Origin of the sequence: Sporocytophaga myxococcoides DSM 11118 (genome assembly GCF_000426725.1) — a bacterium.
Lineage (GTDB): Bacteria > Bacteroidota > Bacteroidia > Cytophagales > Cytophagaceae > Sporocytophaga > Sporocytophaga myxococcoides.
Map to the genome: position 1 here is coordinate 31792 of NZ_AUFX01000005.1, position 26120 is coordinate 57911.

Annotated in this window: 25 protein-coding genes; 16 read left to right on the top strand and 9 right to left on the bottom strand. The window is 36.1% G+C overall.

Features of this window, described 5'->3' with window-relative positions:
• Positions 1-5 precede the first annotated feature (5 nt).
• Together K350_RS27645 and K350_RS27650 are read left to right on the top strand one after the other, a co-directional pair.
• The gene (locus K350_RS27645; RefSeq protein ID WP_051312910.1) at positions 6-3242 is read left to right on the top strand and encodes an efflux RND transporter permease subunit; all 3237 of its coding nucleotides are present in this window, start codon (positions 6-8) and stop codon (positions 3240-3242) included.
• The gene (locus K350_RS27650) at positions 3229-4368 is read left to right on the top strand and encodes an efflux RND transporter periplasmic adaptor subunit (RefSeq protein WP_037574408.1); all 1140 of its coding nucleotides are present in this window, start codon (positions 3229-3231) and stop codon (positions 4366-4368) included. The genes K350_RS27645 and K350_RS27650 overlap by 14 nt, the downstream gene beginning before the upstream one ends.
• 71 nt (positions 4369-4439) lie before the next feature.
• Here K350_RS27650 and K350_RS0106120 read toward each other — a convergent pair whose 3' ends face one another.
• Both K350_RS0106120 and K350_RS0106125 read right to left on the bottom strand, forming a co-directional pair.
• Entirely contained in the window at positions 4440-5702 is a 1263-nt protein-coding gene (locus K350_RS0106120; protein ID WP_028979149.1) for a sensor histidine kinase, read from the bottom strand.
• A complete protein-coding gene (locus tag K350_RS0106125) occupies positions 5699-6376 on the bottom strand; it encodes a response regulator transcription factor (RefSeq protein WP_028979150.1) in 678 nt (225 codons plus the stop codon). The genes K350_RS0106120 and K350_RS0106125 overlap by 4 nt, the downstream gene beginning before the upstream one ends.
• Before the next feature lie 191 nt (positions 6377-6567).
• Between K350_RS0106125 and K350_RS0106130 the strand changes: the two genes are divergently transcribed.
• From K350_RS0106130 to K350_RS0106140, 3 genes are all read left to right on the top strand, one after another.
• On the top strand, positions 6568-7005 hold the full coding sequence (locus tag K350_RS0106130) for a MarR family winged helix-turn-helix transcriptional regulator (protein ID WP_028979151.1): 438 nt from the start codon (positions 6568-6570) through the stop codon (positions 7003-7005).
• A gap of 102 nt (positions 7006-7107) precedes the next feature.
• Positions 7108-8112 carry an NAD(P)/FAD-dependent oxidoreductase gene (locus K350_RS0106135; RefSeq protein WP_028979152.1) on the top strand — a complete coding sequence of 335 codons (1005 nt, stop codon included), beginning with the start codon at positions 7108-7110 and terminating at the stop codon, positions 8110-8112.
• A gap of 11 nt (positions 8113-8123) precedes the next feature.
• A complete protein-coding gene (locus K350_RS0106140) occupies positions 8124-8438 on the top strand; it encodes a 2Fe-2S iron-sulfur cluster-binding protein (protein ID WP_028979153.1) in 315 nt (104 codons plus the stop codon).
• Between the two features lie 94 nt (positions 8439-8532).
• Here K350_RS0106140 and K350_RS0106145 read toward each other — a convergent pair whose 3' ends face one another.
• Both K350_RS0106145 and K350_RS27655 read right to left on the bottom strand, forming a co-directional pair.
• The gene (locus tag K350_RS0106145; protein WP_156026950.1) at positions 8533-8919 is read right to left on the bottom strand and encodes a hypothetical protein; all 387 of its coding nucleotides are present in this window, start codon (positions 8917-8919) and stop codon (positions 8533-8535) included.
• 184 nt (positions 8920-9103) lie between these two features.
• Positions 9104-11383: a glycoside hydrolase family 3 N-terminal domain-containing protein gene (locus K350_RS27655; protein WP_051312911.1), complete on the bottom strand. Its 2280-nt coding sequence runs from the start codon at positions 11381-11383 to the stop codon at positions 9104-9106.
• A gap of 227 nt (positions 11384-11610) precedes the next feature.
• Between K350_RS27655 and K350_RS27660 the strand changes: the two genes are divergently transcribed.
• The 5 genes from K350_RS27660 to K350_RS27670 all read left to right on the top strand — a co-directional run bounded on the left by K350_RS27660 (position 11611) and on the right by K350_RS27670 (position 15547).
• Positions 11611-13494, top strand: a complete 1884-nt coding sequence (locus K350_RS27660; RefSeq protein WP_081670911.1) for a 7TMR-DISM family protein — start codon at positions 11611-11613, stop codon at positions 13492-13494.
• Positions 13495-13577: 83 nt separating this feature from the next.
• Positions 13578-14141, top strand: coding sequence for a chalcone isomerase family protein (locus K350_RS0106160; RefSeq protein WP_081670912.1), 564 nt, complete (start codon positions 13578-13580; stop codon positions 14139-14141).
• Positions 14142-14247: 106 nt separating this feature from the next.
• Positions 14248-14631, top strand: coding sequence for an energy transducer TonB (locus K350_RS27665; protein ID WP_051312913.1), 384 nt, complete (start codon positions 14248-14250; stop codon positions 14629-14631).
• 162 nt (positions 14632-14793) lie between these two features.
• Positions 14794-15102 (top strand): energy transducer TonB, encoded by a 309-nt coding sequence (locus tag K350_RS0106170; RefSeq protein WP_028979156.1) that lies wholly within the window; start codon positions 14794-14796, stop codon positions 15100-15102.
• A gap of 10 nt (positions 15103-15112) precedes the next feature.
• Complete coding sequence (locus K350_RS27670; RefSeq protein WP_028979157.1) at positions 15113-15547, top strand: energy transducer TonB; 435 nt, start codon at positions 15113-15115, stop codon at positions 15545-15547.
• Between the two features lie 14 nt (positions 15548-15561).
• On the opposite strand, the gene K350_RS0106180 is transcribed toward K350_RS27670, so the two are convergent.
• Entirely contained in the window at positions 15562-16368 is an 807-nt protein-coding gene (locus K350_RS0106180; protein ID WP_028979158.1) for a LuxR C-terminal-related transcriptional regulator, read from the bottom strand.
• A 448-nt stretch (positions 16369-16816) separates the two neighbouring features.
• On the opposite strand from K350_RS0106180, the gene K350_RS32280 reads away from it, so the two are divergent.
• Together K350_RS32280 and K350_RS0106190 are read left to right on the top strand one after the other, a co-directional pair.
• A complete protein-coding gene (locus K350_RS32280) occupies positions 16817-16990 on the top strand; it encodes a hypothetical protein (RefSeq protein ID WP_156026951.1) in 174 nt (57 codons plus the stop codon).
• A 373-nt stretch (positions 16991-17363) separates the two neighbouring features.
• Positions 17364-18815: a potassium/proton antiporter gene (locus K350_RS0106190; protein WP_028979159.1), complete on the top strand. Its 1452-nt coding sequence runs from the start codon at positions 17364-17366 to the stop codon at positions 18813-18815.
• A 75-nt stretch (positions 18816-18890) separates the two neighbouring features.
• Here K350_RS0106190 and K350_RS0106195 read toward each other — a convergent pair whose 3' ends face one another.
• Complete coding sequence (locus tag K350_RS0106195) at positions 18891-19136, bottom strand: hypothetical protein (protein ID WP_028979160.1); 246 nt, start codon at positions 19134-19136, stop codon at positions 18891-18893.
• Positions 19137-19278: 142 nt separating this feature from the next.
• Positions 19279-19695, bottom strand: coding sequence for a DUF7793 family protein (locus K350_RS0106200; protein ID WP_028979161.1), 417 nt, complete (start codon positions 19693-19695; stop codon positions 19279-19281).
• 84 nt (positions 19696-19779) lie between these two features.
• On the opposite strand from K350_RS0106200, the gene K350_RS0106205 reads away from it, so the two are divergent.
• Positions 19780-20061, top strand: coding sequence for a hypothetical protein (locus K350_RS0106205; protein ID WP_156026952.1), 282 nt, complete (start codon positions 19780-19782; stop codon positions 20059-20061).
• A gap of 2 nt (positions 20062-20063) precedes the next feature.
• Here K350_RS0106205 and K350_RS0106210 read toward each other — a convergent pair whose 3' ends face one another.
• The gene (locus K350_RS0106210) at positions 20064-21185 is read right to left on the bottom strand and encodes a FlgD immunoglobulin-like domain containing protein (protein ID WP_028979163.1); all 1122 of its coding nucleotides are present in this window, start codon (positions 21183-21185) and stop codon (positions 20064-20066) included.
• On the bottom strand, positions 21160-21759 hold the full coding sequence (locus K350_RS0106215) for an RNA polymerase sigma factor (protein WP_028979164.1): 600 nt from the start codon (positions 21757-21759) through the stop codon (positions 21160-21162). Before K350_RS0106215 ends, K350_RS0106210 begins: the two co-directional genes overlap by 26 nt.
• A gap of 157 nt (positions 21760-21916) precedes the next feature.
• Here K350_RS0106215 and K350_RS0106220 point away from each other — a divergent pair, with 157 nt between their 5' ends.
• From K350_RS0106220 to K350_RS0106235, 3 genes are all read left to right on the top strand, one after another.
• On the top strand, positions 21917-22849 hold the full coding sequence (locus K350_RS0106220; protein WP_028979165.1) for a type IX secretion system membrane protein PorP/SprF: 933 nt from the start codon (positions 21917-21919) through the stop codon (positions 22847-22849).
• Between the two features lie 19 nt (positions 22850-22868).
• Complete coding sequence (locus K350_RS0106225; protein ID WP_211236722.1) at positions 22869-24869, top strand: T9SS type B sorting domain-containing protein; 2001 nt, start codon at positions 22869-22871, stop codon at positions 24867-24869.
• 281 nt (positions 24870-25150) lie between these two features.
• Positions 25151-26077, top strand: coding sequence for an aspartyl/asparaginyl beta-hydroxylase domain-containing protein (locus tag K350_RS0106235; RefSeq protein WP_028979167.1), 927 nt, complete (start codon positions 25151-25153; stop codon positions 26075-26077).
• The last annotated feature ends 43 nt before the right edge of the window (positions 26078-26120 follow it).

Sequence of the window (26120 nt, forward strand, 5' to 3'; positions counted from 1 at the left end):
GATACATGTTTCAATTAATCAGGTCAGCACTTAGAAACCCTATTGCCATTATGGTAATGGTGATAGGAATTGGATTTTTTTCCATGCTATCGTTGTTTAAAATTCCGGTTGATATATTTCCTAATCTGGATTTGCCAACTATTTATATTGTTCAACCATATGGTGGTATGGCACCAGAGGAGATGGATGCATTTATAGCAACCAGGTACCAGGATCACTTTCTTTATGTTTCAGGAATCAGAAATGTTGATGTGAAGACCATACAGGGACTGTGCCTTATAAAACTTGAATTTTATCCTGGAACCAATATGGCTCAGGCTGCAGGAGAGGTGGCCAATAATGTTTCGAGAGCCAAAGCTTATATGCCAGAAGGGACAGTTCCGCCTCAGGTAATACGATTTGATGCAAGCTCCGTACCTGTTGGTCAATTAGTTTTTGAAAGTAAAACCAGTTCTTTGAACGAAATACAGGATCTTGCAAGTTCAAGGGTGCGTCCGATGTTTTCTAAGATTGAAGGTGTTTCAAGTCCTCCTCCTTTAGGTGGAAATCAAAGATCCGTTCTTATTAAAATTGATCCTAATCTAGTAAGGAGTTATAAGCTAACTCCGGAAGAAATAATCAAGGCTGTTGTGGCGAACAACCAGCCTTCTCCTGCGGGTAATCTCAGGATAGGAAAAAAAACGCTCATGACGCCTGTGAACTCTTTAATTGAGCGCCCTGAAGATTTTTTGAATATTCCTATAAGAATAGGTGCTGGTCCGACTGTTTTCATTCGTGATATAGGCGTTGTAGAAGACGGATCTGATATTACTGTAAGCTATGCTTTGGTCAATGGAAGAAGAGCCGTTTACATTCCTGTTGTAAAAAAATCGGATGCCTCTACTTTAACAGTAGTAAATAATATAAAGACTGCGTTACCTACTCTGCAGAATGCATTACCTGAAGATGTAAATGTGACTTATGAATTTGATCAGTCAGGTTATGTAATAAACGCTCTGAAAAGCCTTGTCAGTGAAGGTATTCTTGGAGCTGTACTTACTGGACTTATGGTGCTATTGTTTCTTAAGGATTGGCGTAGCGTGATCATTGTCGTTGTGACTATTCCGATTTCGGTTCTTTCAGCAGTCATTTTGCTGAATTTGTTCGGACAAACGATAAATATAATGACTCTAAGCGGCCTGGCATTGGCAATAGGTGTGCTTGTAGATGAATCAACTGTCACCATTGAGAATATTCACCAGCATCTGGAGATGAATAAACCTAAAGCTGTTGCCATTTGGGATGCTTGTAAAGAAATTGCTCTTCCGAAATTGCTCATCTTGTTTTGTATCCTTGCTGTATTTGCGCCGGCATTTATAATGGTAGGAGTGCCTAAGTCTATGTTCCTGCCCCTTTCTCTTGCGGTGGGCTTTGCGATGATTGCTTCGTTTATACTTTCTCAAACTTTGGTGCCGGTTTTATCTAACTGGCTATTAAAGCATCATGGTCGTCATGAAGGAAATACCTTAGCACTGGATCCGGAAGAGATTAAAACAATGATCAATGATGGGTTTGAAAAGCAGGAGAAACCTTCTGCATTTGAGCGATTCAAGCAGAGGTATATTCGAATATTAGGGAAGATTTTAAAGAATAGAGCAAGGTGGACGGTAGGATATTTTGCGGCTTCCATCATACTGATTGGCCTATGTATGTATGCTATTGGAACGGATATATTACCAAAAGCAAGTAGCAATCAGTTTCAGCTGCGAATCAGGGCCAAAGATGGAACCAGGGTCGAAGAGACAGAAAGAATAACTCTTAAAATACTTAGACTGATCCAAAATGAAGTGGGAGCGGATAATGTGGAAGTTTCTTCAGCTTTCGTAGGAACAGTACCTTCAAGCTATGGTACCTCTAATATCTTTGTTTTTAATAGCGGTCCTCAGGAATCTGTTATGCAGGTAGCTTTTTCTGAACATGCTGACATAAATATGGATGATTTAAAGGAGCGTATTAGAACAAAAGTTAAAGAGCAGCTTCCCGATGTAAGGATATCTTTTGAACCTATAGAGCTTGTTGATAAAATTATGAGTCAGGGCTCTCCCAACCCAATAGAAGTAACAGTGGCATCTAAAGATATCAAAGAAGCCAATAGGTTTGCGGAAAAGATTTTGAAGAACATGAAAGCTATTTCATTTTTAAGAGATGTTCAGATAGCTCAGCCTATGTCATACCCTACACTTAAGGTTAATATTGACAGGGAACGTGCCGGTCAGCTTGGTCTTACATCCACTCAGATTTCAAGGTCACTTGTGGCTGCGACATCTTCAAGCAGGTTTACAGATAAGAACCTTTGGATGGACTATAAGAAAGGGCTTGCTTATCAGGTACAGGTTCAGATTCCGGAAACGGAAATGACCTCAATTGATGATATAGGAAACATTCCACTTCTTAGTGACCAGTTGCATCCTGTGCTTTCAGATGTGGCGACATTTTCTGAAGTATCAGCTCCTGGCCAGTTTGATCGTTCAGGACCAAACAGACTTGTAACAATCACTGCTAATCTACATAAGACAGATCTGGGAAGAGCTGGGAAAGAAGTACAAAAGGCAATTAAAAAAGCTGGTAGTCTTCCCAGAGGTTTGGTTGTAGATCTTAAAGGGCAAACTAAACTTTTAAACGATACATTGAATAGCCTTCAATTGGGACTGCTTGCGGCGGTGGTCATTATTTTCCTTTTGCTGGCGGCTAATTTTAAATCATTTAAATTGGCGTTGCTGATTCTTTCAGCTGTTCCAGCTGTGGTCGCAGGAGCTTTGTTAATGTTGCTGGCTTGCGGAGCAACTCTTAATCTGCAATCCTATATGGGGTTAATCATGTCTGTAGGTGTTTCGGTGGCAAATGCTATACTGATGATTACCAATGCTGAGCAGGTCAGACTGGAATTAAAGGATGCTCCGCATGCAGCAATGCTGGCGGCAAATAGCAGAATTCGTCCCATTCTCATGACAAGTATTGCAATGATTGCCGGTATGATTCCCATGGCAAGCGGACTAGGAGAGGGGGGAGATCAGGTTGCTCCATTGGGACAAGCGGTTATTGGGGGATTGCTAGCATCAACAATGGCCTCCCTGTTTATTTTGCCTGCAATTTTTGTTTCATTGCAGAAAAAGGCATCGTTTAATTCAATCTCTCTTGATCCGGAAGATCCGGAAAGCACTTACTATAAATTACAACAAAAAGGAATATATGAACATGTTTAGAATAGCTTTTAGCATTGCAATTGTTACATTACTATTTGCATGTAGCAAGGAAGAAAGGAAGCATGAGTCAGTGCACAAAGATGAAGTTGCACTGGTGGCTGTTTCAAAAGTATTAAGTCTTCAGCCTGAAAAACCACTGTTGTTGCCAGGGGAACTACATCCATGGAATAAGGTAAGTATTTATTCGAAAGTTAAAGGGTTTGTAAAAGAGCTGAAAGTAGACAGAGGTTCACAGGTGCGCAAAGGTCAGATTCTTGCGGTCCTGGATGCTCCTGAAGTACTTGCCGAATTTGATCAGGCAAAAGGTCAGCTTTCAGCAGCAGAAGGTGCATATGAGGAATCAAAAGCCAGGCTGATTGCATCGTCTCTTACATACCGAAGATTAATAAAAGCAAATGCTACAAAAGGAGCAGTCGCATTGAATGAACTGGATCAAGCCAAAGCAAAGATGTTTGCAGACAGTGCATCCGTTTCCAATGCAAAAGGCAATTTGGATGCAGCACGCTCGCATTATAGGACTAAGCAGGAATTGGTCAATTATCTTTCTATTACTGCTCCATTTGATGGTGTAATTATAGAAAGAAATATAAGTCCAGGTGCATTGACAGGGGCGACGGATGGAAATTCCAAGCCACTTTTTATTCTGGAAGATAACTCCAGACTTCGTCTGACACTTGCAATTCCTGAATTGTATTCTAATACTGTTAACAAGGAAGGTGTGGTTACTTTTCAGGTAAGCGCAGTTCCTGATAAGGATTTTAAAGCAAAGTTTGGAAGAAGTGCAGGTAGCGTGCTGGATAAAAATAGAGTGATGATGGCAGAGTTTGATTATAATAATATAACTAAAGAGCTAAAAGCAGGGATGTACGCAGATGTTCAGATACCTGTTGTGAGGTCATCAGCAACATTATTTGTTCCCAAGTCAGCAGTTGTAAATTCAAGTGAAGAAGTATTTGTGATAAGAAATAATAAGAACAAAGCAGAATGGGTGCCTGTGAAAAAGGGGATTGTTTTGGATACACTTGTTGAAGTCTTTGGAGATCTGAGTAAAGGGGATGTTATTCTGAAAGAAGGTTCTGAAGAGATAAGAGATGGGCAGGAGTTGAGGGTGAATAGCAAGTTATAAGTACTAAGTTTTAAGTTATAAGTAAAGGAACTCGAAGGATTCTTACAGCTTATAACTTAAAACTTAATACTTTATTTCGACAGTATCATCTTATGCAACGAATTCCCATATCTGTATTCTACTTTCAATCCTGAGTGGTCTGCAATTTTCTTTACAATGGAAAGGCCAAGGCCGAGAGAATCACTATTCTTATCTTTCTTAAATCTTTCAAATAACTTCTCAGGAACAGTAACAAGTGGATGGCCGGTATTGCAAACCTCAATTGAGGTATTTTTGATTTCAATGTTTACAGCCCCGTGAGATACGTTGTGGACAATAGAGTTTTTAATGATGTTGGTTAATAAAATATCAGCAAGATCCCCATGTATGTTTGACTGAAATGTACCTTTATTGATAAGACTTATACTGATATTTTTGTGGGTATATAAAGCTTCAAATTCTTCCAACTTGCCGCGGATCATAACATTAAAGTCTATCTGCTCTAATGTATTGTATTGGCCATTATCTATTTTTGAAAGAAGGAGAAGTGCCTTGTGCATCTTAGAAATTTTTAAGCAAGCATTCTGAATATCTTCAATCCAGAGTACCTGTTTGTCTGTAAGATTGTCGCACTGGATAAGGTTTTCGACTTTGCTATTGATAATCGCTAGCGGGGTTTGAATTTCATGAGAAGCATTTTCAGTATATTCTTTTAGACTCAGATAATCCTTACGCATTTTACCTGTCATTTTTTTAATTACATCATTCAGTTCATTAAACTCATAGATTTGAGTTTCTGAAACCTGAATATCTTTATCATCTTTGATGTCAAATTTTTTGGCTTTGTCTAGAGTATTGTAAAAAGGCATCCATATATTTTTTGACATTTTTCTGAAAAAGATAAACATGCTGGAAAGGCCTATATTTAACAGGAAGAGCATGGTAAGTGTAATGTATCTGATAAGCTCAGTGGTTTCGATGAGAGACTTACGAATGCTTATTTTATACCAGTTGTTTTTAAGTTTATTATAAAAGGTGAGTTCCCGAAATGGGACATCTTCTTTGGTGTATTTATTGTAAAAAATGGTGTCTTTGAAAGTGTCTTCAGCCTGAGTGGGATCAAATTTTGACAGCTTTTGAATCTCAATTTTATTTTCTACAAAATAGGAGCTTTCATCCCAACCCCCATGTCTTTTTACAAAAGCTTCGAAATCATGCTGCTCTGCTCTCAGTCTCTCTTCAACTTCTTTATAGATCAAATGCTTTACGGCAATGTAGAATGTACCAGCAATGAGAAGGTAGGTGATTAATGAGATTAATATATAGTAGATTGTTGTTTTGGTAAGAAGTTTCATTTTTCCCCAAATTTATAACCGATTCCGTAAATAGACTGGATGTAATCTTTGCTGCCTTTGTCCAATAGCTTTTTCCTTAGGTTTTTAATGTGTGAATATACGATATCCAATGAATCTGCCGAGTCTATATTGTCCCCCCATAAGTGCTCAGCAATGGCAACTTTGGTAAGTACATGATTTTTGTTGGACAGAAAATACATCAGCAAGTCAAATTCTTTTCGATAAAGAACAATCTCGTTATTGTTCACAAATACCTTTCTGGAGTTGAGATCAACTTTGATTTCATGAAATAATATCTCATTGCTGCCATTAAAATTTCTTCTTCTCAGAAGAGATTTAATGCGGGCGTTTAGTTCAGAAAAGTGAAATGGCTTTACTAGGTAGTCGTCTGATCCTGTATTTAAACCCCGGACTTTATCATCAAGTGAGTTTCTCGCTGAAATAATAATAATTCCTGTAGATGATGAAGATTTTTTCAGATTCTCTACCAGTGAAAAACCATCTCCCCCCGGAAGATTAATATCAACTACAACACAGTCATAATTATATATCATTATCTTCTCCAGTCCGCTTGGATAGTCGTAGGCTGCTTCGCAGAGGTATCCTTCTTTTTCCAGCTGAGAAGTAATGCTTCCTGCAAGTGCTTTTTCGTCTTCAATAACCAGAATTTTCATAAAGCAATGTTTTTTTAAAAGTAGTGAATGATTCTGGAGTAAAATGGGAATTGGTAACCTTTTCAGTTTAAGGTTGCTCAATTGGATATAAATAATTTCAACAAATTTAATTGTAAAAAAAATCCTGAAGAATCGTAATCCAAATTGGTTTTTGCAATAATTTTGAATATTTGTGATTTGAAATTACTAATATGGAAGACTACCTCTGTAATATGTACTCCTTTCTCCTCGACCGCACAGCGCGTAGAGTAAAACAATATGCACAGCAGCAGTTTAATGAGAAAAGCTTTAATGTCACTCTGGATCAGTGGCTTGTGCTGCGACATTTATATGAACATAATGATCTGAATCAAAAAGAACTGGCTGAGCTTCTTTTTAAAGATACACCTACACTCACACGTATTATCGACCTACTTTGTGATAAAGGGCTAACAGAGCGTAAAATGCATACGAGAGATCGCCGGTCTTTCATTGTTCATTTAACAGATGCTGGGCTGGCTATGGTAAAGGAATTAATGCCGCAGGTTTCAGGAATCCGTTTAAAAGCTTGGCAGGGACTTTCTGAAAAAGACTTTGAAGAGTTTAAAAGGATTCTAAATTCAATATATAATAACCTGGAAAATAGCTAGTTAATAATAATGTAAATTTTTTTACCCAATTAGTTGTTGTGCTAATTATTGTTGAGGATATTTGTTTAATAAGTTATTCATCCATCTAATTTCATAATTTTTATGATACACACAGATTTATGCATTATTGGAGCCGGACCTGTCGGACTTTTTGCTGTTTTTGAAGCTGGTTTATTAAAGATGCGCTGTCACCTTATCGATGTTCTTCCGCAGATCGGTGGGCAGTTGTCGGAGATTTATCCTAAAAAACCAATTTATGATATACCAGGCTTTCCAGAGGTACTGGCTCAGGATCTGGTAGACAATCTCAAAAAACAAATAGATCCATTTAAGCCTACCTATACTTTGGGGGAAAGGGTCGAAACACTTGTGAAAAGGGAAGATGGGACTTTCGAAATAAAAACTTCTGATGAGTCTGTCATTACCTGTAAAGCTGTTGTAATTGCTGGAGGTCTAGGGTGTTTTGAGCCAAGAAAACCGGAGATAGAGAACCTTGAAAAATATGAAGGAAAAGGAGTTTATTATATGGTTAAAGATCCCGAGCGCTTTCGTGATAAAAAGATCATCATTGCCGGAGGAGGTGACTCTGCTTTAGACTGGACTATTTTTTTATCTAACGTCGCATCAGAAGTCACACTTGTTCATAGAAATGAATCTTTCAGAGGGGCACCAGATAGTGCTGAGAAGGTCTTTGAACTGGCCAAAGCCGGTAAGGTTAAATTGTTATTAAACACTCATCTTAAAGAACTGAAAGGAGATAATATCCTTGAATCTGCTACTGTAATAGGCAAAGAGAAGGAGGTTCGCGAACTTAAAACGGATTATCTCATTCCGTTATTTGGCCTGAGTCCAAAGCTTGGCCCTATTGCGGAGTGGAAATTGAACATAGATAAAAATGCGATTGAAGTAAATACATTTGATTATAGTACAAATGTTCCCGGAGTATTCGCGATTGGTGATATAAACACTTATCCTGGTAAGCTGAAGCTTATTCTGTGCGGATTTCATGAAGCAGCACTGATGGCTCAGAGTGCTTTCAAATATGTTTATCCCGATCAGAAGCTAAGCTTTAAGTATACAACTGTAAATGGAGTCAATGCTTTTTAATTTTTACTTATATGATAAAATTTGAAATAGAAGATAGACAAGGGAATATACAGGAAGTAGAAATCCCGGAAGATATTAATCTGAGTTTAATGGAAGTTTTGAAAGCTTCAGATTATCCGGTATTGGCAACCTGTGGGGGAATGGCGCTTTGTGCGACATGTCATATAGAAGTGGAAAGAGGTTTGGAGAAGTTGGGAGAGCCGTCAGATACAGAACTGGATATGCTGGATACTTTGCCTGATGCTTCTTCAGCTAGCAGGTTGGCTTGTCAGATAAGAATAGGAAGTCATTTGAATGGAATGATGTTTAAGTTGAAAGGTGAGTAATATAACTTGTATTATAAAAAAAAGCCCCGCAGCTTTCGCTTGCGGGGCTCCACACTTAAACACAACAAATCTTGTACTTCGTCAAAAAATCAAACTATTTGTTGGTACCTTTACGCTCTTTGTGAGCTTGCTTTCTTTTTTCTTTCATCTCCGCTTTTTTAGCTTCAAGTTTAGTATACTGATCTTTATTTAGTACACTTTGAAACTCTTTATCCTGTTCATCTTTCAGCGCTTTCATCTGCTTACGATGTTCTTCATGCATTGCTTTTCTTTTGTCAGAATATTTCTGATTGATGGTTTCAACTTTGGCTGTCTGATCATCTGACAATGACAGCTCAGTTTTCATCCATTCAGTTTGCTTCTTTGGGCTAAATCTATCTCCTTTATGAGGATGTTTAGGCCCATCAGTCTGAGCAATGGCCTGTGAAACAAATAGAACAGCACTCATCATAAGTGCACTGAAGATTACTTTTAATTTCATGGTGGTCATAGTTTTCAAAGGTTTAGTTTTCTTATTAATAAAATTTTAATACGGGTATTACCCCTTTATTCATATCTACTAAACCATTAACACGAAATTAGTGCCTGTTTCTTTCGGCTTTTACAAAGAATATACCAAATCGTAAAATGTAAAGACGAAAAGGATTAAAAACACTTATTATAGACTATTTGTATGAAATTATCGCCTTTTGATTTTCAATCATCAATTCAAATTCACCGGGCTCTGTTACAGTCTCTAGCTTTCTGTTTACGAAGGCTAAATCTTTTTTGTCCAGTTCGAATTCTACTGTGACAGTTTCTCCGGCATTGATTGCAACCTTTTTGAATTTTCTAAGGCGCTTGTTGTCAGGCGTGACGCTGGCAAACAAATCTCTCGAATACAATTCTACAGCATGTTTTCCGTTCATCTGTCCACTGTTTTTTACTTCCACAGAAACTTTTACTGTCTCATTTCCTGTAAACTCTTTCTTACTAACTTTTATAGGACTGTATTCAAAAGTCGTATAGCTCAATCCGAAACCGAAAGGCCACTGAGGTTTGTATCCATTGTATTCAAACCCTTGGGCTGTTTCCTGGATCTTTTCAGTAAACTTGTGATCATACAAAATCAGATCTCCTGTAGCTGCAGGATAAGAAAACGGTAGTCTGCCATCAGGGTTATAATCTCCGAACAATACGTCTGCTATAGCATCAGCACCTTTGGTGCCTGGCCAGTATGCCTGTATTATTCCTTTTACACCAGGTACTATCGAATTGATCACTCGGGGTCTTCCTTGAGTCATGATGAGAATTACCGGCTTCCCGGTGTTAATTGCTGCTTTAGCAAGATCTAATTGATTTGCCGGAAGGTCTAAATCATCAATAGCTCCCGGTTGTTCAGCATATGCATCTTCTCCAAGACAAAGAACGATGAAGTCAAAGGCAGATGCATTTTTAAAAATGGACTCAGTTGCAAAATTGACTTCGTTATTATATTCTTTTGATCCGAAAAAGGTAACATTGCTTTTGCCTGTTTTTTCTTCTATTGCCTGAAGAATTGTTTTGGTTGTGGATGGATAGTATTTACTATTGTTGCCTTGCCAGGTATAAGACCAGCATCCGTGAAGGCTGGGAAGATTGTCAGCTCCTGGGCCGGCAAGGAGTATTTTAGCATTTTTCTTTAAAGGCAATACAGGAGTTGCTCCAAGGCTTTCATTTTTTAAAAGCGTGATAGATTCTCTTGAAGCCTGCAGAGCCGCTGCTCCGTATTCAGGAAGGTTAAACAAAGAGGCAGCTGATTTTTCAGGATAAGGATTATCAAATAATCCCACATCATATTTAAGCTTTAATATTCTTTTAACAGATGCATCAATTTTTTCCATGCTTACTTGTCCTTCTTTAACAAGCTCGGTCAGATAGGTGAAGAAGCTGTAGTCATTAGGAACCATACTCATATCAATACCTGCATTAATGGCTATCTTAACTGCTTCTTTAGGTGTAGCAGCTATCATATGTCTGTTGTGCAATCTTATAATATCTTCCCAGTCTGTTACAACTAATCCTTTAAAGCCAAGTTCTTTTCTAAGCACTTCTTTAAGTAGATATTCATTGGCATGTGTTGGTATGCCATTGATTTCTGCTGAATTAATCATCACTGTAGAAGCTCCAGCTTCTACAGCAGCTTTAAATTGCGGAAGATAATACTCTCTGAGAACGATATCAGGAATATGAGCCGGAGTTCTGTCTTTACCTGTTCTAGGAGCAGAATAACCGATAAAGTGTTTCATACAAGATGCCACAGCTGTTGGATTTTTAAGACCATCACCTTCCATGCCTTGGATGGTGGCCACACCCATTTGTTTGGTAAGGTATACATCTTCCCCCCAGGTTTCTGCAAATCGGGACCATAATGGCTGTCTGCCTGCATCTAATACAGGAGAAAAATTCCATCTGATACCGGAAGCCCTTACTTCTCTTGCAGTTATGTTTCCGCCCTGTTTGGCAAGCTCCTCATTTCTGGTAGCAGCAAGTCCCAGGTTATGTGGTAATAGAGTTGAGTTAAGTGTAAAAGTTGTTCCGTGCACTGCATCTATTCCATAAATCACAGGAATTTTGTGAGGTGTCTTTTTCGCCAAATCCTGGATTTCTGTAATGATCTTATGCCAAGTCTCAATGGAATAAGCTCTCCCAACAGGATTAAGTACGGAGCCCACTTTGTATTCAAGAATTGCTTTTTTTAGCTTTTCTTTATCAAGGCTACCGTCTGTATTCTGGTATCCGTTGACAGCAAGTAGGTTCAGATCTATTTGGGTCATCTGACCTACTTTTTCTTCAAGAGACATCTGAGATATCAGATGATCAATCTTTTGATCCTGACTTTGAGCCTGGACGGTTTGATAATTGAGTGCTAAAGCCATAACTAATAGATTACCAGCTTTAGTTAACTTTTTAAATAATCTTTTCATAGGATAATTTATTTTTTACCATGTAATCGATAGCAAAGAATAAGAAGAGAAATAAGAAATAAATAAGATTTTTTATAAAAAATTATATTTTTGGTCCGGGTATTCTTCGTTATTGAAGGATAAAATTACGTTTCGTTACCTTTGTTTTGTGTCTGTTATTCATCATTTTATATATAAGGGTAAATGAAAAGTCATCCCGAAGTAACGATCTTAGAAAAAAGCAATTTATGAGAAATCAATTTTTAGGGCTACTAACTCTTCTGACTTTTCTGATTTTGTCCTGCGGGGAAGTTTATGCTGATATAGATCTGACAAATCAGGCAGAAGATTTGATCATTCAGGGAAAAGAAGCGGAATGGTTGGAAGATTTTTCCGGTGAAAAAACATTTGAAGAAATAGCGTCAAAAGGAATTTTTCATAAATCAGAAAGTGGTGTTTTGAGAAACTTTAATCCTTCCTCTGTCTATTGGATCAGGTTTCATGTTAAAAATAATGCCTCAAGAGATAAAAAATGGGTACTGGAAAGTCTTACTCCAAATATCAAATTATTGGATGTATGGATTCCTGATGAAAAGGGAGTAATAAAACAATATACTTCAGGCTTGCTTCACCCGAAGGCCAAAAGCTATCCTCATAAAAATTATGTCTTTGACTTACCTTCTACCCTCACTTATTATACAGTTTATGCCAGGATTTATTCTCCTAATGATACTGGCCTTGAATTTAAAATAAGGTCTCAGCATTACTTTACCGCTTATGCTTTGTATGAGTATTTCTTTCTTGGTATTTATTATGGCTGTCTTCTGCTAATGCTGATTTATAACCTGCTGCTATATATTACTAATAAGGAGCGGGTTTATTTGTTTTATTCTGTTTATGTTGTTGCTTGCATATTCTTGTCTCTTACAGAAGATGGTCTTGGGGTGGAGGTTTTCTGGAAAGGCTTTTCTTCAGATAGTCTTTATCTCTATTATTACATTGCACCTCTGATATTTCTCATCAGCTCTGTATTCTATGCCAGGGCCTTTCTCAATTTGAAAATAAACTTTCCTCAAGCTGATAAAGCGTTACTTTTTCTTACTCTATTATATACAGGTTATGTTGGTATTGAAGCTTTCAGAAATTCTAAGTTTTCTTTGCCGGAGCTATATATAATGCCTTTTGTATTGATCTATGCAATCTCTATTTATATCTATACAAAAGGTTATAAAGCTGCCAGATTCTTTATATTGGGTTATACAGTAGTCTTTATATCCCTGATCATCCTTCAGCTCAGGTTAAATAAAATTATAGAACCAGATATTTTCAGTGTATATGTTTTTAATTATGGTATCCTTGCTGAGGCTATGATTCTTTCTTTTGCACTTGGTGACAGGCTGAAGATGATCAGGAAAGAAAAGGATAAGGCTGACAAACAAATCATAATTCATTTAAAAGAAAATAATGATCTTAAAAGTCAATTGGTTATTGAACTGGAAGAGAAGAATCAACTTGCTGGCAAGGTAAATCGGGAGCTTGATATGAAAGTCCAGGAGCGGACAAAAGCACTTCTGGAGAAGACGGATGAATTGTCTTTAGCTCATGGTAAGCTGGAATTGTATTCCAAAAAACTTGCAGAGATGAATATTCAGCTTGATCTCGATAATTGGAAACTAAAGACAAAAGTAAAAGAAGAGCGCAAGGCAAGAATAGTTTCAGAAGAGATTTCTCTTGAAGAGTTCTTAACTACTTTTCCTGATCAGAGTGCATGCCTCAGATATCTTGAAGAGTTAAAATGGGCAGAAGGTTATACTTGTAGAAAGTGTAACAATAGAAAGTTTTCTGAAAAAACCTTTTCGAGAAAATGTACAAAGTGTAATTACATAGAATCTCCAACTTCTAATACCCTTTTTCATGGTATTAAAATTCCTTTGAATAAAGCCTTTTATCTGCTTTACTGCACAAACCTGAAAACGGCTAAGTATACTTTGGATGAGTTAAGTCTGAAGCTGGAGATTGGTAAAAATACCTGCTGGGAGTTCAGGAAGAGAGTACAGCAGAGGCAGGATGAAAAAAGGAAGACTTTTAAGATAAAAGAAATTGAGAATTGGGAACTTTTAATTATGGATTAAATGGTTTAAGCTTTTTGTATGGGATTGAACTAATGGACTGGTGGGAGAGGTTATAGAATCATCATTTAAAACAAACCTCTCTTATGTTAAAACTGAAAAATCTGCTGATCCTGGTGTTATTGATATGTTCTATAACTCCGCAAACGCAAAGCAAAGGTAAGAACAATAAAATGCCTGAGAATATATCAGCAGATAAACAGGAGTTGGTGTTAAATGGATGGGGAGTAAGAAGGAAGTTTTGCATGGACCTTTTCGAAGGTGGACTTTACCTGAAAGAGAGAAGTAAAGATGCCAATAAAATCATTCAGGCAGATGCACCTATGAGTATCAGAATACATGTCATCTCTGACCTCATAACCAGCAAAAGACTTGAAGAAAATATGCGTTCGGAATTTGATCGTGTGACCAGTGGTAACTGGGGCGCTAATAAAGTTAACATAGAAACAGTTATGAAAGCTTTTAAAGAAGACATCAATAATGGAGATGTGTTTGATTTGGTTTATCTTCCTGGGTCCGGTTTAACGATTTATAAAAACAATAAAGAACAAGCTCTTGTCAAAAGCCTGGATTTTAAAAAGCTCTTGTATTCAATATGGTTGGGTGATGATCCTCAGGATGCAAAACTTAAAAAAGGCATGATAGGCTGAGAAGTGATAAGTTTTAAGTAGTAGGTTTTAAGTATATTAAGGTGGTAAAAAGCAGGGGATACCCTGCTTTTTTTTATTTATCTTTATGTAAATTTTTGATAAAGATATGTTCAGGTTTATACTTTTATTCATTTTGATTTTGCCTGTGAAGACTTTTGGGCAGAATTATAAAGCAGCTGAATCCTCTGCCGATTCAATCATTCCTGCAACTTTTAAAGGGGATTTGCAGAAGTTTTTAGTGAAGACATTAAAATATCCTCCGGAAGCAGTAAAAGAAGGAATTCAGGGAAAAGTTGTTGTTGCTTTCTCAGTTGATACAAACGGAGTTATTTCAAATCCAAGGGTAGAGAAAAGTGTACATGAGTCTTTAGATAATGAAGCATTGAGGTTAATAAGATTAATGCCTCCGTGGAATCCTGCGACTCAAAATGGTAAAACTGTGATGAGTGAGAAATCGTTTCCTGTTATATTTCGAGTTACAGAAAAATGATTCATTTTATTGATTTAATTTTATAAGTGATGTATAGGAATATTTTTATAATGCTCCTTTTGCTTGCATTGAATGTAATAGCATCTGCTCAATCAGATTTTGTCCATGAAGGTTCAATAGTCAACTCCCAAAGGTGAAAGAGTTCATCCAGATAAAAAGAATTTGAAGGAACCGGTTTGTCCATACAGTCTGGAAAAGTTTATTCGTGAAAATGTTAAGTATCCTGAAGAAGGTTTAAAGAATAAGCTTGAAGGCAAAGTTTTTGTGCAATTCGTAGTAGACTCGACCGGTAAAATTATTAAACCGCGTATAATAAAAGGATTGGGCTATGGTTTTGATGAGGAAGTTTTGAGGGTGTTTCAATTAATGCCTGACTGGAACCCAGGTTGGGTGGACGGTAAACCAGCAGATTATATAAGAGTGATGCCAGTTGAGTTTCTTCTTTCTAAAAAGGTAAAAAGTAATTGTTAACGCAAAAGCTATGAAAAACCTCTTGATTGTAACTTTGATACTATTTTCTGGAATAATATCAGCTCAGAATAATTCAACTGAATTTGTTCTTTCAAATTCTCAAAAAGGGAATAAAGCATCAGCAGGAAAACAAAAGAAAAAGCCAGCCACATTCAGAGGAAATCTGAAGACTTATTTTAAGCAAAATCTTCAATACCCGGAAGAGGCTTTGATAAAGGGGCTTGAAGATACTGTATTGGTTACTTTTGATATTGATATATACGGAAATATCAAAGATCCTCGTATTGCAGAGCCCGGGGAAATATTTTTTGATGAGGAAGCATTACGTGTAATAAAATTAATGCCGGCCTGGAATCCTGCTACAATCAATGGAGAGGCTGTTTCAGGATGTCAGATATTGCCAGTAATATTCAAACTTCCTGAAAAACGTCATGCTGGAAAATGATAACCTCTCTAATTTTAACTATTAAAATTTTCTATTAAACCTCTGATAGTTGCCAGTTTTATCAATTCAGTGGTGTTCTGCACACTACTCTTTTCAATCATATTTTTCCTGTGTGTAGAGACTGTGTGGACGCTGAGATTTAGAATTTCACCTATCTTTTTGCTTGTCTTTCCCTCTGCTAAAAGGGAGATGATTTCGAGTTCTCTCTTCGAAAATTTGTATTTGGCCCCTGTAGAGCTGAAGCTGGTAGAGAAGATTTTTTTTAAGAGGCCTGCGTCTGATTTTTTGCAAACAAGAAACTCATTTACTTCATCTTTTTTAAATAAAGAAATATCAGATATTGAGAGTATAGAATGAATAGGTTGCCCTTTGGAGTTGGTTTTAAACGGCCTTAATTCTAATAAGGTCCAAATATAGTTGCCATCACTTCTTCTCATCTTTAAAGTAAAGCTGCATTTAAGGTCAGTGACTTTTCTTTTCTGTGAATACAAATGATAATACTTAAAAAGCAGTGGAAGTATTTCATTGTCGAAAAGGTCTCTCTGGGTAGGATGCAAAAGAGAGAGAATAAATTGGATATTTCCTTGCAAAAACTTTTTATGATCAAATCCTAAAAGAGACTTGATGTTGGAACTGAAAAAATCATAACTACAACTGACATGATTATATATACCCGTGGTTGTAGCTGAATTTATATTGAATAAATCAGGTATGTTTAAATCTCTTTGATTACCCTTACTTTTTCCTTCAGGATAATTATAGAATTTCCTGGTAATGTCTACCAGTTTTCTGTTAATTGAATCGGAAACTGTTTTTTCCATATGCTTTTTGAAATTGAAAAATATTATACTATCGTATTCGTGACTAAAAACTAAACTAGCTGTTGAAAATGATTTAAATTGGCCATTTAAACCATGTTTCAATTAATGAGAATTTAAAGTTATATATATTACTGTAACTTTCTAGTATTCTATTCTTTAGTGGAAAAATTTTTGTCGGTCCAACATCGGAATTATAATTGTTTTAATATCCACTTAAATTATAATTCTCTAAAAATAGTATTGTAAGACTGAAAACCAATTGTAAAGTAATTTTTGTAATACTAACTCGTCTGCAAAAAGTAAACATCTGAAACATAAAAGATTGATAGTTTAACAGTACACTCCTCTTTTGTTGAATATTTAAAATTTATAGTTGAATTGATTATTCCTTCGGATATAACAATTAAAAATTGAAACTGTCCTTATTCTAAAATCGTAAAAATACATTATGAAAAAGATGGTCTTAAAAACATTAGTCTGGCTTAGATCCAGTTTGGGTTTTAGGCAGAAAAAAGCAAACATTGACATGATTATCGAAGAGAACATGGCAATGATGAAAGAAATAAGAGCTAAGAGGATAAGCTTTTATAGGCATTATAAAAAAGCTGAATCATATTTATGATTTTAGTTGATTAAAAATAGTGAATAACCTGCAGGTTTTTTTATCAAGTATTTAACATATCCCCGTTTCTTTTAAAGAACAACCTTTTTTCTGCTTTTCATTTTGTTGCTATAGCTCCAATTCTCTTATTGGGCAATGGCTCAGGATGTATTGTTCCTATATTATTTTACTTCTTAATAAATCCTGATTTTTTGCCAGGTCAGTTAAAGTTGTCCTGGTTTAAATGGTTTTTATGCAGCCCGATTTTTTGAATGAAATAGAATTTTTGAGAACGTATTTTAGCGGGCCAGGTAGATTCAATCTGTATTATATATAAGATGAATGAGCAATTTCAAATAATAACAATCATTAAAAAGGTTAGTATATTTAATACATGAATTCTCTGGAAACAATTTTACTTAGTATATCTATCCTTATTATCATTAGTACAATTGTTGCTAAAGTGTCAAAGAAAATTGGAATGCCTGTACTGTTGATCTTTATAGGTATTGGTATGCTTGCTGGTTCTGAAGGTCCTGGTGGTATTGAGTTTGACAATGCTTCGATTGCACAGAATGTTGGAATTATTTCATTAATATTTATACTTTTTTCTGGTGGACTAGATACCAACTGGTCCAAAACCAAACCTGTGATGTGGTCGTCTCTAAGTCTTTCTACACTTGGAGTTTTAATTACTACATGTGCGATGGGGGCATTTGTCCATTTCCTTTTTGATCTTCAATGGGCCCAGGCGCTATTATTGGGTGCTGTTGTATCTTCCACTGATGCGGCAGCTGTATTTTCTATATTAAGCTTCAGTAATTTGAATTTGAAAGGTAAGGTAAAGCCATTGCTGGAGTTTGAATCAGGGACGAATGATCCGATGGCCATTTTCCTTACGATAAGTCTAATCGCATTTATCACCAATAGAAGCACTTCTTATATTGAATTTTTTGAGTTGTTTCTTCTTCAGATGGGACTTGGGTCCCTTATTGGTTTTTTTGCAGGCAGGTTAATGGTTGCAATTATAAACAGAATAAGATTTCCTATCGAAGGTTTTTACACTGTTTTTGTGCTTGCTTTTTCAGTGTTGATATATTCCTTTACCGCAAAGATAGAGGGCAGTGGATTTTTGGCAGTATATGTAGCGGGGGTTGTAGTTAACAATTATGAAGTGGTGCACAAAAGAGCAATATATAGGTTTTTTGATGGTCTTGCCTGGCTGTCTCAGACGGGAATGTTTATCACTCTTGGTTTGCTAGTATTTCCAAGTAAGCTGGTGCCGGTAATGTTTACCGGGATTCTTGTTTCCGTTTTTCTCATAGTGGTAGCAAGGCCATTAGGTGTATTTATTTCACTGGCAAAGTCTGAATTTAATAATAGGGAAAAGATGCTAATTTCCTGGGTGGGCCTGAGAGGAGCAGTACCTGTAATTCTTGCCACCTTTCCTCTATTGGAAGGTATAAAAGAAGCTGGTTGGATATTTAATGTAGTATTTTTTATTGTACTTTCATCTGCCATTGTTCAAGGTTGGACTATATCTCCAATAGCAAAATGGTTGAAGCTAGATGCACCTTCAAAAACCAAAATAAAATCACCTGTTGAATTCAGCTATCCCCAGGATAGTACTATGAAGCTAATTAATCTTCGTGTTCCGGAAAGTCATAGCAGTATTAATAAATCTCTGGTACAGATTCCGCAGTTGAAGGGGAACCTGATTGTTACCATTACAAGAGACAATAATTACTTTGTACCCAGCGGAGGTACTGTGCTTGAACCAGGAGATATTATTCAGGTTTTGGTGGCTAAAGAGAAGGTAAATGAATTGAAAGAATATTTCTCTTAATTTGAAATAAAGAACCCGAAGTACTTGATGGATCATAATGCTTCGGGCCTTAAAATTTTACCTATAGGTTAATGACTATTTCATTAACCATTCGGAAAGAGACTTAATGTCTGTGCAGGGAATCGTAAGAGTAATGTAGTCCTGGGTAAGAATTGTGATAGAGATCACGCCTTGAGCAATGGCACCGGTTTTAACTTTAGTTCTGCCAACCAGTCTGCCAATAAATTTTAGCCCAAGTTTTTTGTACGATTCACTTTTCTCGTCAAAAACAGCAACTACTGTTTTGTTGTTGAGTTCGGCTGAAATTTTTTCGAAATCCATCTCTAAGCTTTGATTTATATTCGGTTAAAATATAATTATATTAAAGGGATTCTATGATCTTGCTTCAATATAAGTATTAAAATTTAAAATCAAAAACCATTCCCATTTTTTTAAGTGGTAATTAAGATTTCATTAAATTTATCTATGATACCTTATATTGTTCGAGCCACTGTAGGGCTTTAGTTTTGTCAGTAAAGAGCCTTGCTGGCACTTTATGCGTTTTAAATTTTATGAAAAAGTTCCCAAAGATTTCCTGAGCTTTACTTTTAATGATGAACGCTCCTGCTGTCAGATAACATGTACCTTTATCTGAATTCAGGAGTTGCATAGCATCTTTTGTAACATATTTTACTTTGCGGACATCGTTGAGCAATGGATAGTACTTGTTCCCGCAAATCTTTATTCTTTTGTTTATTGCAAGCTCGGCAAATTCGTAGTTTATAATCATTTCCTTTTTTGTCTCACAACAAACAATGCCATCTATGATTTTTATGCATATAAACTCATCTTCATATTGGCTTTCCTGACTTTCCATTTTTACGCTTGTCTCTAACGACATTAAATTTAATCTAGCTAACGATTTATTGCACAAAAAATTTTATAGTGTTGTTAAAATAAAGAAGGGGCTAAAACTACAAAGGTTATGAAGCGGTTGGGTTTATTCATTATTTCTTTATTAATATTTTTCATGCTTTCCTGTTCTTCGGGAACTTATGTGGGAAGAACATATTCCAACAGCTATGGATATGATTATTATCCGTATTCATACTATAATTATGATCCGTACTGGAATGATTATGGATCCTACTATCCTTATTCAAATCCTGGTTTTCAGAACTACAATTACGGCTATAGCTGGGATTATTATCCTTATAATTACAGGTACTATCATAACTATGACCGCAGTATTAATGAGATGTGGTAAGGTTAGCGGGGTATAGAAATATATCCGTTAATAATATTTCCTTTATCTCCTTTAATAGTATAGTAATATTGTCCCATTGGCAAATCTTGTCCATCATTTGTTTTGCCATCCCAGGTAAAATTATCACTATCGGAATAGCTGTTTTCAAATAGAATTTTGCCTTGAATATCTTTAATTGTAATTACATTTTCTTTTGAAACAATTGGAGCTGTCCACGTCTCGCCTTTTAAAGGATAAATAATTACTTCTTTAAAGCAATTCTTTTCAGGTATTGTCAAATCTTTTCTGGAAATACATCCTTGTGCATCTTTGATTAAGAGTTGGGCAGGCCCGGAGGCTAACTCTTCAAATACTGGAAATTCCTGATAGTCGGCGCCTCCATTAAGTGAAAATTTATAGTCAGGTTTCCCACCTTTTACAGTAGCAAGGTCAATTGTAATTTTTCCTGAGCCTTTCTGGTCCTTGCAAGCTGGTTCAATATGAATAAAAGCATCTATAGCATTTGCTTTGCAGGGAACTGTGGTGCTATTCTGATCTGTATTTTTTTCCTTCACTTGCTCTGACTTTTGCCCTATGACAAGATTATCAGAATTAGAGTAAGGGATGGTTTCTGTATGTTGTAAGGTGGAATCTGGTAATCTTTGGGAATCAAATGTTGCTGCAGGCTCATTCTGTGCAATTTGCTCAATATTCTTTTGTTGCTGAGTTACAATTTCAGCAGGAGTAACTTCTGCTTTTACTGGTAGTTCAGCGTTTCGGGATATTGGAGCTTCTTTTGAAGACGGATTTACAGGGATTACATTTGCTGCTTCAAATTCCTCAGCTTTAGGGGACAGTGCAAAGTAGGCAATACCTGAAATCAATATTGCAGCAGCTGCAAGGCTTCCATACAATTTGAAGCGGCTGGCTGTCCTTTCTTTTAAAGAAATGCGTTTTATATCTTTTCTAAGGTTTGCCAGGTTCAATTCTACGATTGCTTCATTCGCAAGCTGCTGCAATTGCACCTCTTCAGCAAGACTTTCATGCTTTTCCATCATTTCCTTAAATTCAACAAGCTCCTGTCCGGAAAGCTCCCCGTTAAGGTATTCATCTATCTTCTCAAAACTGGCTCTCAGGTTGCTCATGATTCATTAATTCTTTTACTAAAGGATTTTTCTTCAGCAAGCTTATCAGCTGCTGTTTGCATTTGTAGTTTCTGGTTTTTGCTCCGTTTTCAGTAGTAAAGCCCATTTTTCCACAAATTTCTTTCATAGACATTTTATGATAAATGGTGTAAGAAAGAAGTTCTTTACATCTTTCCCCCAATTCCTCAAGAACTGAGGTTAAAAGTTGGGACCTTTCTTCTGTTATCATTAGGTCCAGTGTGTCTGACTCAGAATAGTTTATTGCAGAGGATTCCTCTTTATATACTTTTTCTTTTACTTTTCTGCGTTTCGCTTCATTGATCCATAAGTTCCGAGCCACTGAATATATAAATGCTCCGACTTCGTAGTTGGAATCAAACCGGTTTAGTTTTACTTGTCTGTATAGAATGACAATGGCTTCCTGGAAAATATCTTCGGCATCTTCAGAATTTCCAGAATTTTCAATAATTAATTTTTTAATCCTTGGGAAATAAGTCTTGTAGAGATAAGATAATATTTGTGAATTATCTTTCCCTGCAATAGATTCTAGGATGTAATTGTTGCTGTAAACCACTGAACCGGATTTTATCTGATCATTCTACAAATTAAGGAATTAATTGTAACCCCTCTGTGGATTTTTTTATAAAAGTTTCCACGTATTTTATTGAATTTTTGTAATAGATTTTCATAAAGTTTGACTAGTTTTAAAGTGCTTTGGAAGCACTAGCTAAATGAGGATTTATCTAATATTTTTACTTTTAACTTTTGGGTATATAAATTCTATTGCACAGCAGTCTGAAAACAGGTTCCTTCCTGTTCAACTCTATCAATTCTGTGAATTTTATTCTTTGACAAATCCTGCACGGAGTTCTGAAAATTTTAAATATGATGTTAATATTGGCCACAGGGGGTATGCGTATGAGGGAATAACAAATCATTTAAGTTATTTTAATGCTCAGGCTAAATTTTACCAGAAATATGATCGAATTCACAATGTAGGCCTTAGTTTTATTGGCATTTCAGAAGGACAATACCTAAAGAAAAATCAGGTAATGGTCAGTTATGCCTGGCATATGCCAGTTGGAAAGAAAAATTATCTTTCAGTAGGATTATCTTTAGGAGCATTCAATTATGCTGTAGGTTCCACACAACTTACCGCAGGTGCGAATTCCATGACGAGTACTGGAAATGCAGGAATATTACTTTATAATGATCAGTTTTTTTGCGGAGCTTCAGTAAATCAGTTAACGAATGGAAGAGTTATACCAATTAATGAAGTGACAAGGCTTTCAAGACATTATAATGTTGTTTGTGGCAAAATTTTCCATTTAAATCATTATATTTCATTAAAATCTGCCTTGCTGATCCGATACGTAAATAAGCCGATAAATGACAGCGAAAGGCCCTTCCCACAAATATATTTTGGTACGCTCCTCGGTGGATTATTCTCTGCAGGAGCAGTATATCAGTATAGAAATGGCACGGCCCTGACCGCAGGCCTCGAAGGAATTTATCTGAATGACAATAAATTAAACCTCTTTTTTTCTTATCAGATATATAGCGCTCATACCAGACTTAATCTGCGTACGTACGAGATTGGTTTAGGCTTCTATATAAAAGAGAAAAGAAGTCCGGACAAGTTGGAGGAAGATGACTCGGAATAAAGGGTTACAATCGGAGGGCTTGACTGTAGTATTAAATACACAGAAGAATGACAAAAGAATGAGTAAAGGATTCTTCAAAATATTGATTTATCTCATGCTATCTTCATCAATAGTAGGATACAGCCAGGATTTACCGTGGACTGTAGAAGTGTCTACTATTGTCAAAGATATTGACATAAATATAAATCAATCTTTGTATGAGAAAGATACCTTGTTGCTCTGTGCATTTTATAGGAATTCTCCAGGTTTTCCTAAATGTGGAGGATATGCAAGAATACCAGGAGATTCTGTCCTGCGCACTTATGGTAAAGATGCTTATGCTGATGGCTTTCTGAATGACGAACAATATGAGTTCAGGGTTTATCATCCTAAAAAGGGTTGCTATATGTTACTAGGCTACTTTCCTTCATATACATTTGGAAGTCAAATTTATCAATATCTGGACAACTCATCCCTATCAGTAACCCTTCCATCAGTTGTTTATCCTCAAACTGTCAGTTGCAGGAGCAAAGAAGAATTGTTTCCAATAATATATGATAATTTACAAACTACGTTTTATAGCGCTTCAAATAGTTTGGCAATTGATTCTATAACAGGAGTTATTAATACTGAAAGGAGCAAACCTGGAGTATACGAAGTTCAAGCTCTTTCAGAAAGCTGTCTGGTAAATGATAGTTTTTCAATTACTATAACCGAAGGAAAAAATTTATTAGAGTCAAGTGATACCACTATTTGTGAAGAATCTGCCAAAATAGGTGCTTTCTATTACAATGAATTCAATACCTATGTCTGGAATACCTATGATTCTTCACAATCTATTATCGTAACGAAGCCTGGTATATATTGGGTGGAAATGGCAGATACAATGGGATGTTTGTCACAAGACACTATGGAAGTGAATTTTTTGCCTAAAAAGATACTTGGTAATGATACAATTATTTGTGGAAATACTTTTATTACCTTGAATGCCCCGGATGGATACAATTATCAATGGAGTACAGGGAATAAAGAGACGTCCATTACAGTAGATAGTTCAGGATTATATTGGGTTGAAACAGGAAATGAATTTTGTACCGTCATAGATTCTATTTTTATCAAATTGAAAGAACCAGTTCAATTTGATCTGGGAAAAGATACCTCTGTATTGTGCGCAGCACCATTTTATCTGAATGGTCCTCCTGGTTATAAATATCAGTGGAATACAGGTGAAACATCTGGTACAATTCAAGTCAATAAATCGGGAATCTATTCCCTTAAGTTAACTGATGCGGATGGTTGCGCTAGTAGCGACAATATTAATGTAGATTTTTCTAAGGCTGCTGATATGCCTGATATAAATCTGGGCTCTGATACTATCATATGTGGATCTTCATTTGTAATTAAACCAAAAATGTCAGGTCTTTTATATGACTGGAGTACAGGTGAAACAGGGGATTCTATTAAAGTCGAGACCAGCGGAATATACACGTTAACAGTCAAAGACCAGAATGGATGCTCAAGCTCTGATGATATTTCTGTGGAATTTCAGGCTGGCTTTTCCGCAGGAAATATTTCTGTTGAAATCAATAGTCCTCCTTGCAATGAGAATATAAATGTTACCCTTTTACCTGATTCACTTGGTGGAGCTTTTCCTCTTACCTATAATTTGATAAAGAATGGGGTGGTAGTGAGCAATAATGCGAAAGGAGTTTTTGATAATGTACAGGAAGGAAATTATAATTATGAAATTATAGATTCCAGAGGCTGCAAAGCTTTAGGGACAAACGAATCAATTATAGTAAAGAAAGTTGAACCTTGTCCGGAAAAAGTGCTTGCATTTACCGGCACATCACAACCATCTTATTTTATCGGATTTCCAGGTACTACAAAGATTTATGATATGAGTGGAATTCTTATCAAAACTATTCCTACTCCTGCTGAATGGGATGGTACCGGAAATAATGGAGAAATTGTACCAATGGGAGATTATATCATAGTCTGCGGTGAAAATCAGAAAATAGTAGTTACAGTAATTAAATAAAAAAAATATAAGTGAGGGGTTACATTCGATGTACCTGATTGTAGAATGATCATATTTGCCCTAATTCTTATATCGGCGAACTTATTTTTTATACAATCACAGTTGTGAATTTTTTCTTGTATAAGTCTTTGGTTTTGATTTGGGTAAATGTTTTGTAATTATAAATTTTTTGGTTGAAATGAAGCAGATAGTGAGAGCTATCTGCTTTTTTTTGTAAACATTATTCCTTGAAAATTGTTTAGCTAAATCATTTTTAATCATCAAGCTACAACAATTGTCATATGGAAAACTGGTATCAATATATTCTCAATGGAAAAGTATTATTTCTGCTGGTTCTGATATTCTCTTCTATGTACATCCATTACCGGGGGAAGGTCAGATATACTTTCTTTCGACAGCTATTGGACCACTCCACCTTTATGGCTCCAATTAATTTCCTGATGTATATGTTTTCTTCAGCCCCGGGCAGACCATATCTGGAGGTTTCTAAATATGCAGATTTACAGACTTTAAAAAATAACTGGGAAACTATCAGAGATGAAGCTTTGAATCTTGAAAGAAGTTCATTGATAAAGGGTTCTGATAAGTATAATGACATTGGTTTTAATTCATTTTTCAGAAGAGGGTGGAAGAGGTTTTATCTGAAATGGTATAACGACTTTCATCCTTCTGCTCTGGAGTGTTGCCCGAAAACAGTAGAGTTGGTAAAAAATATTCCATCAATTAAGGCAGCTATGTTTGTGGTACTGCCCGCAGGTAGCAAACTTCCGGAACATCGTGATCCTTATGCGGGCTCTCTGCGGTATCACCTCGGTCTTATTACTCCCAACTCACCAAAGTGTGAGCTTGTTCTGGATGGTCAACCTTATTTCTGGAAAGATGGTGAAGATGTTTTGTTTGATGAAACATATATTCACTATGCCGAAAACGCAACAGATAAAGATAGATTGATATTTTTCTGTGATATTGAGAGGCCGATGAAATTAAAAATCGGCAAATGGCTCAATAGCTTTTTCGGTTGGTTTATTATGGCTTCAGCTGCTTCTCCTAATAAGGAAGAAGATAAAACCGGAAATCTGAATAAAATATTCAAATATTTATATCAGATTAGGTTGCTTGGCAAAAAGATAAAGGCATATAATAAAACTGTTTATTACGGAGTGAAATATGCTCTTTTCGGGTCTATTATTTATCTGATTTTCTTTTAAAGTATTTTAATAGAAGAATTATCAAAAAGGATTTTAACAAAAA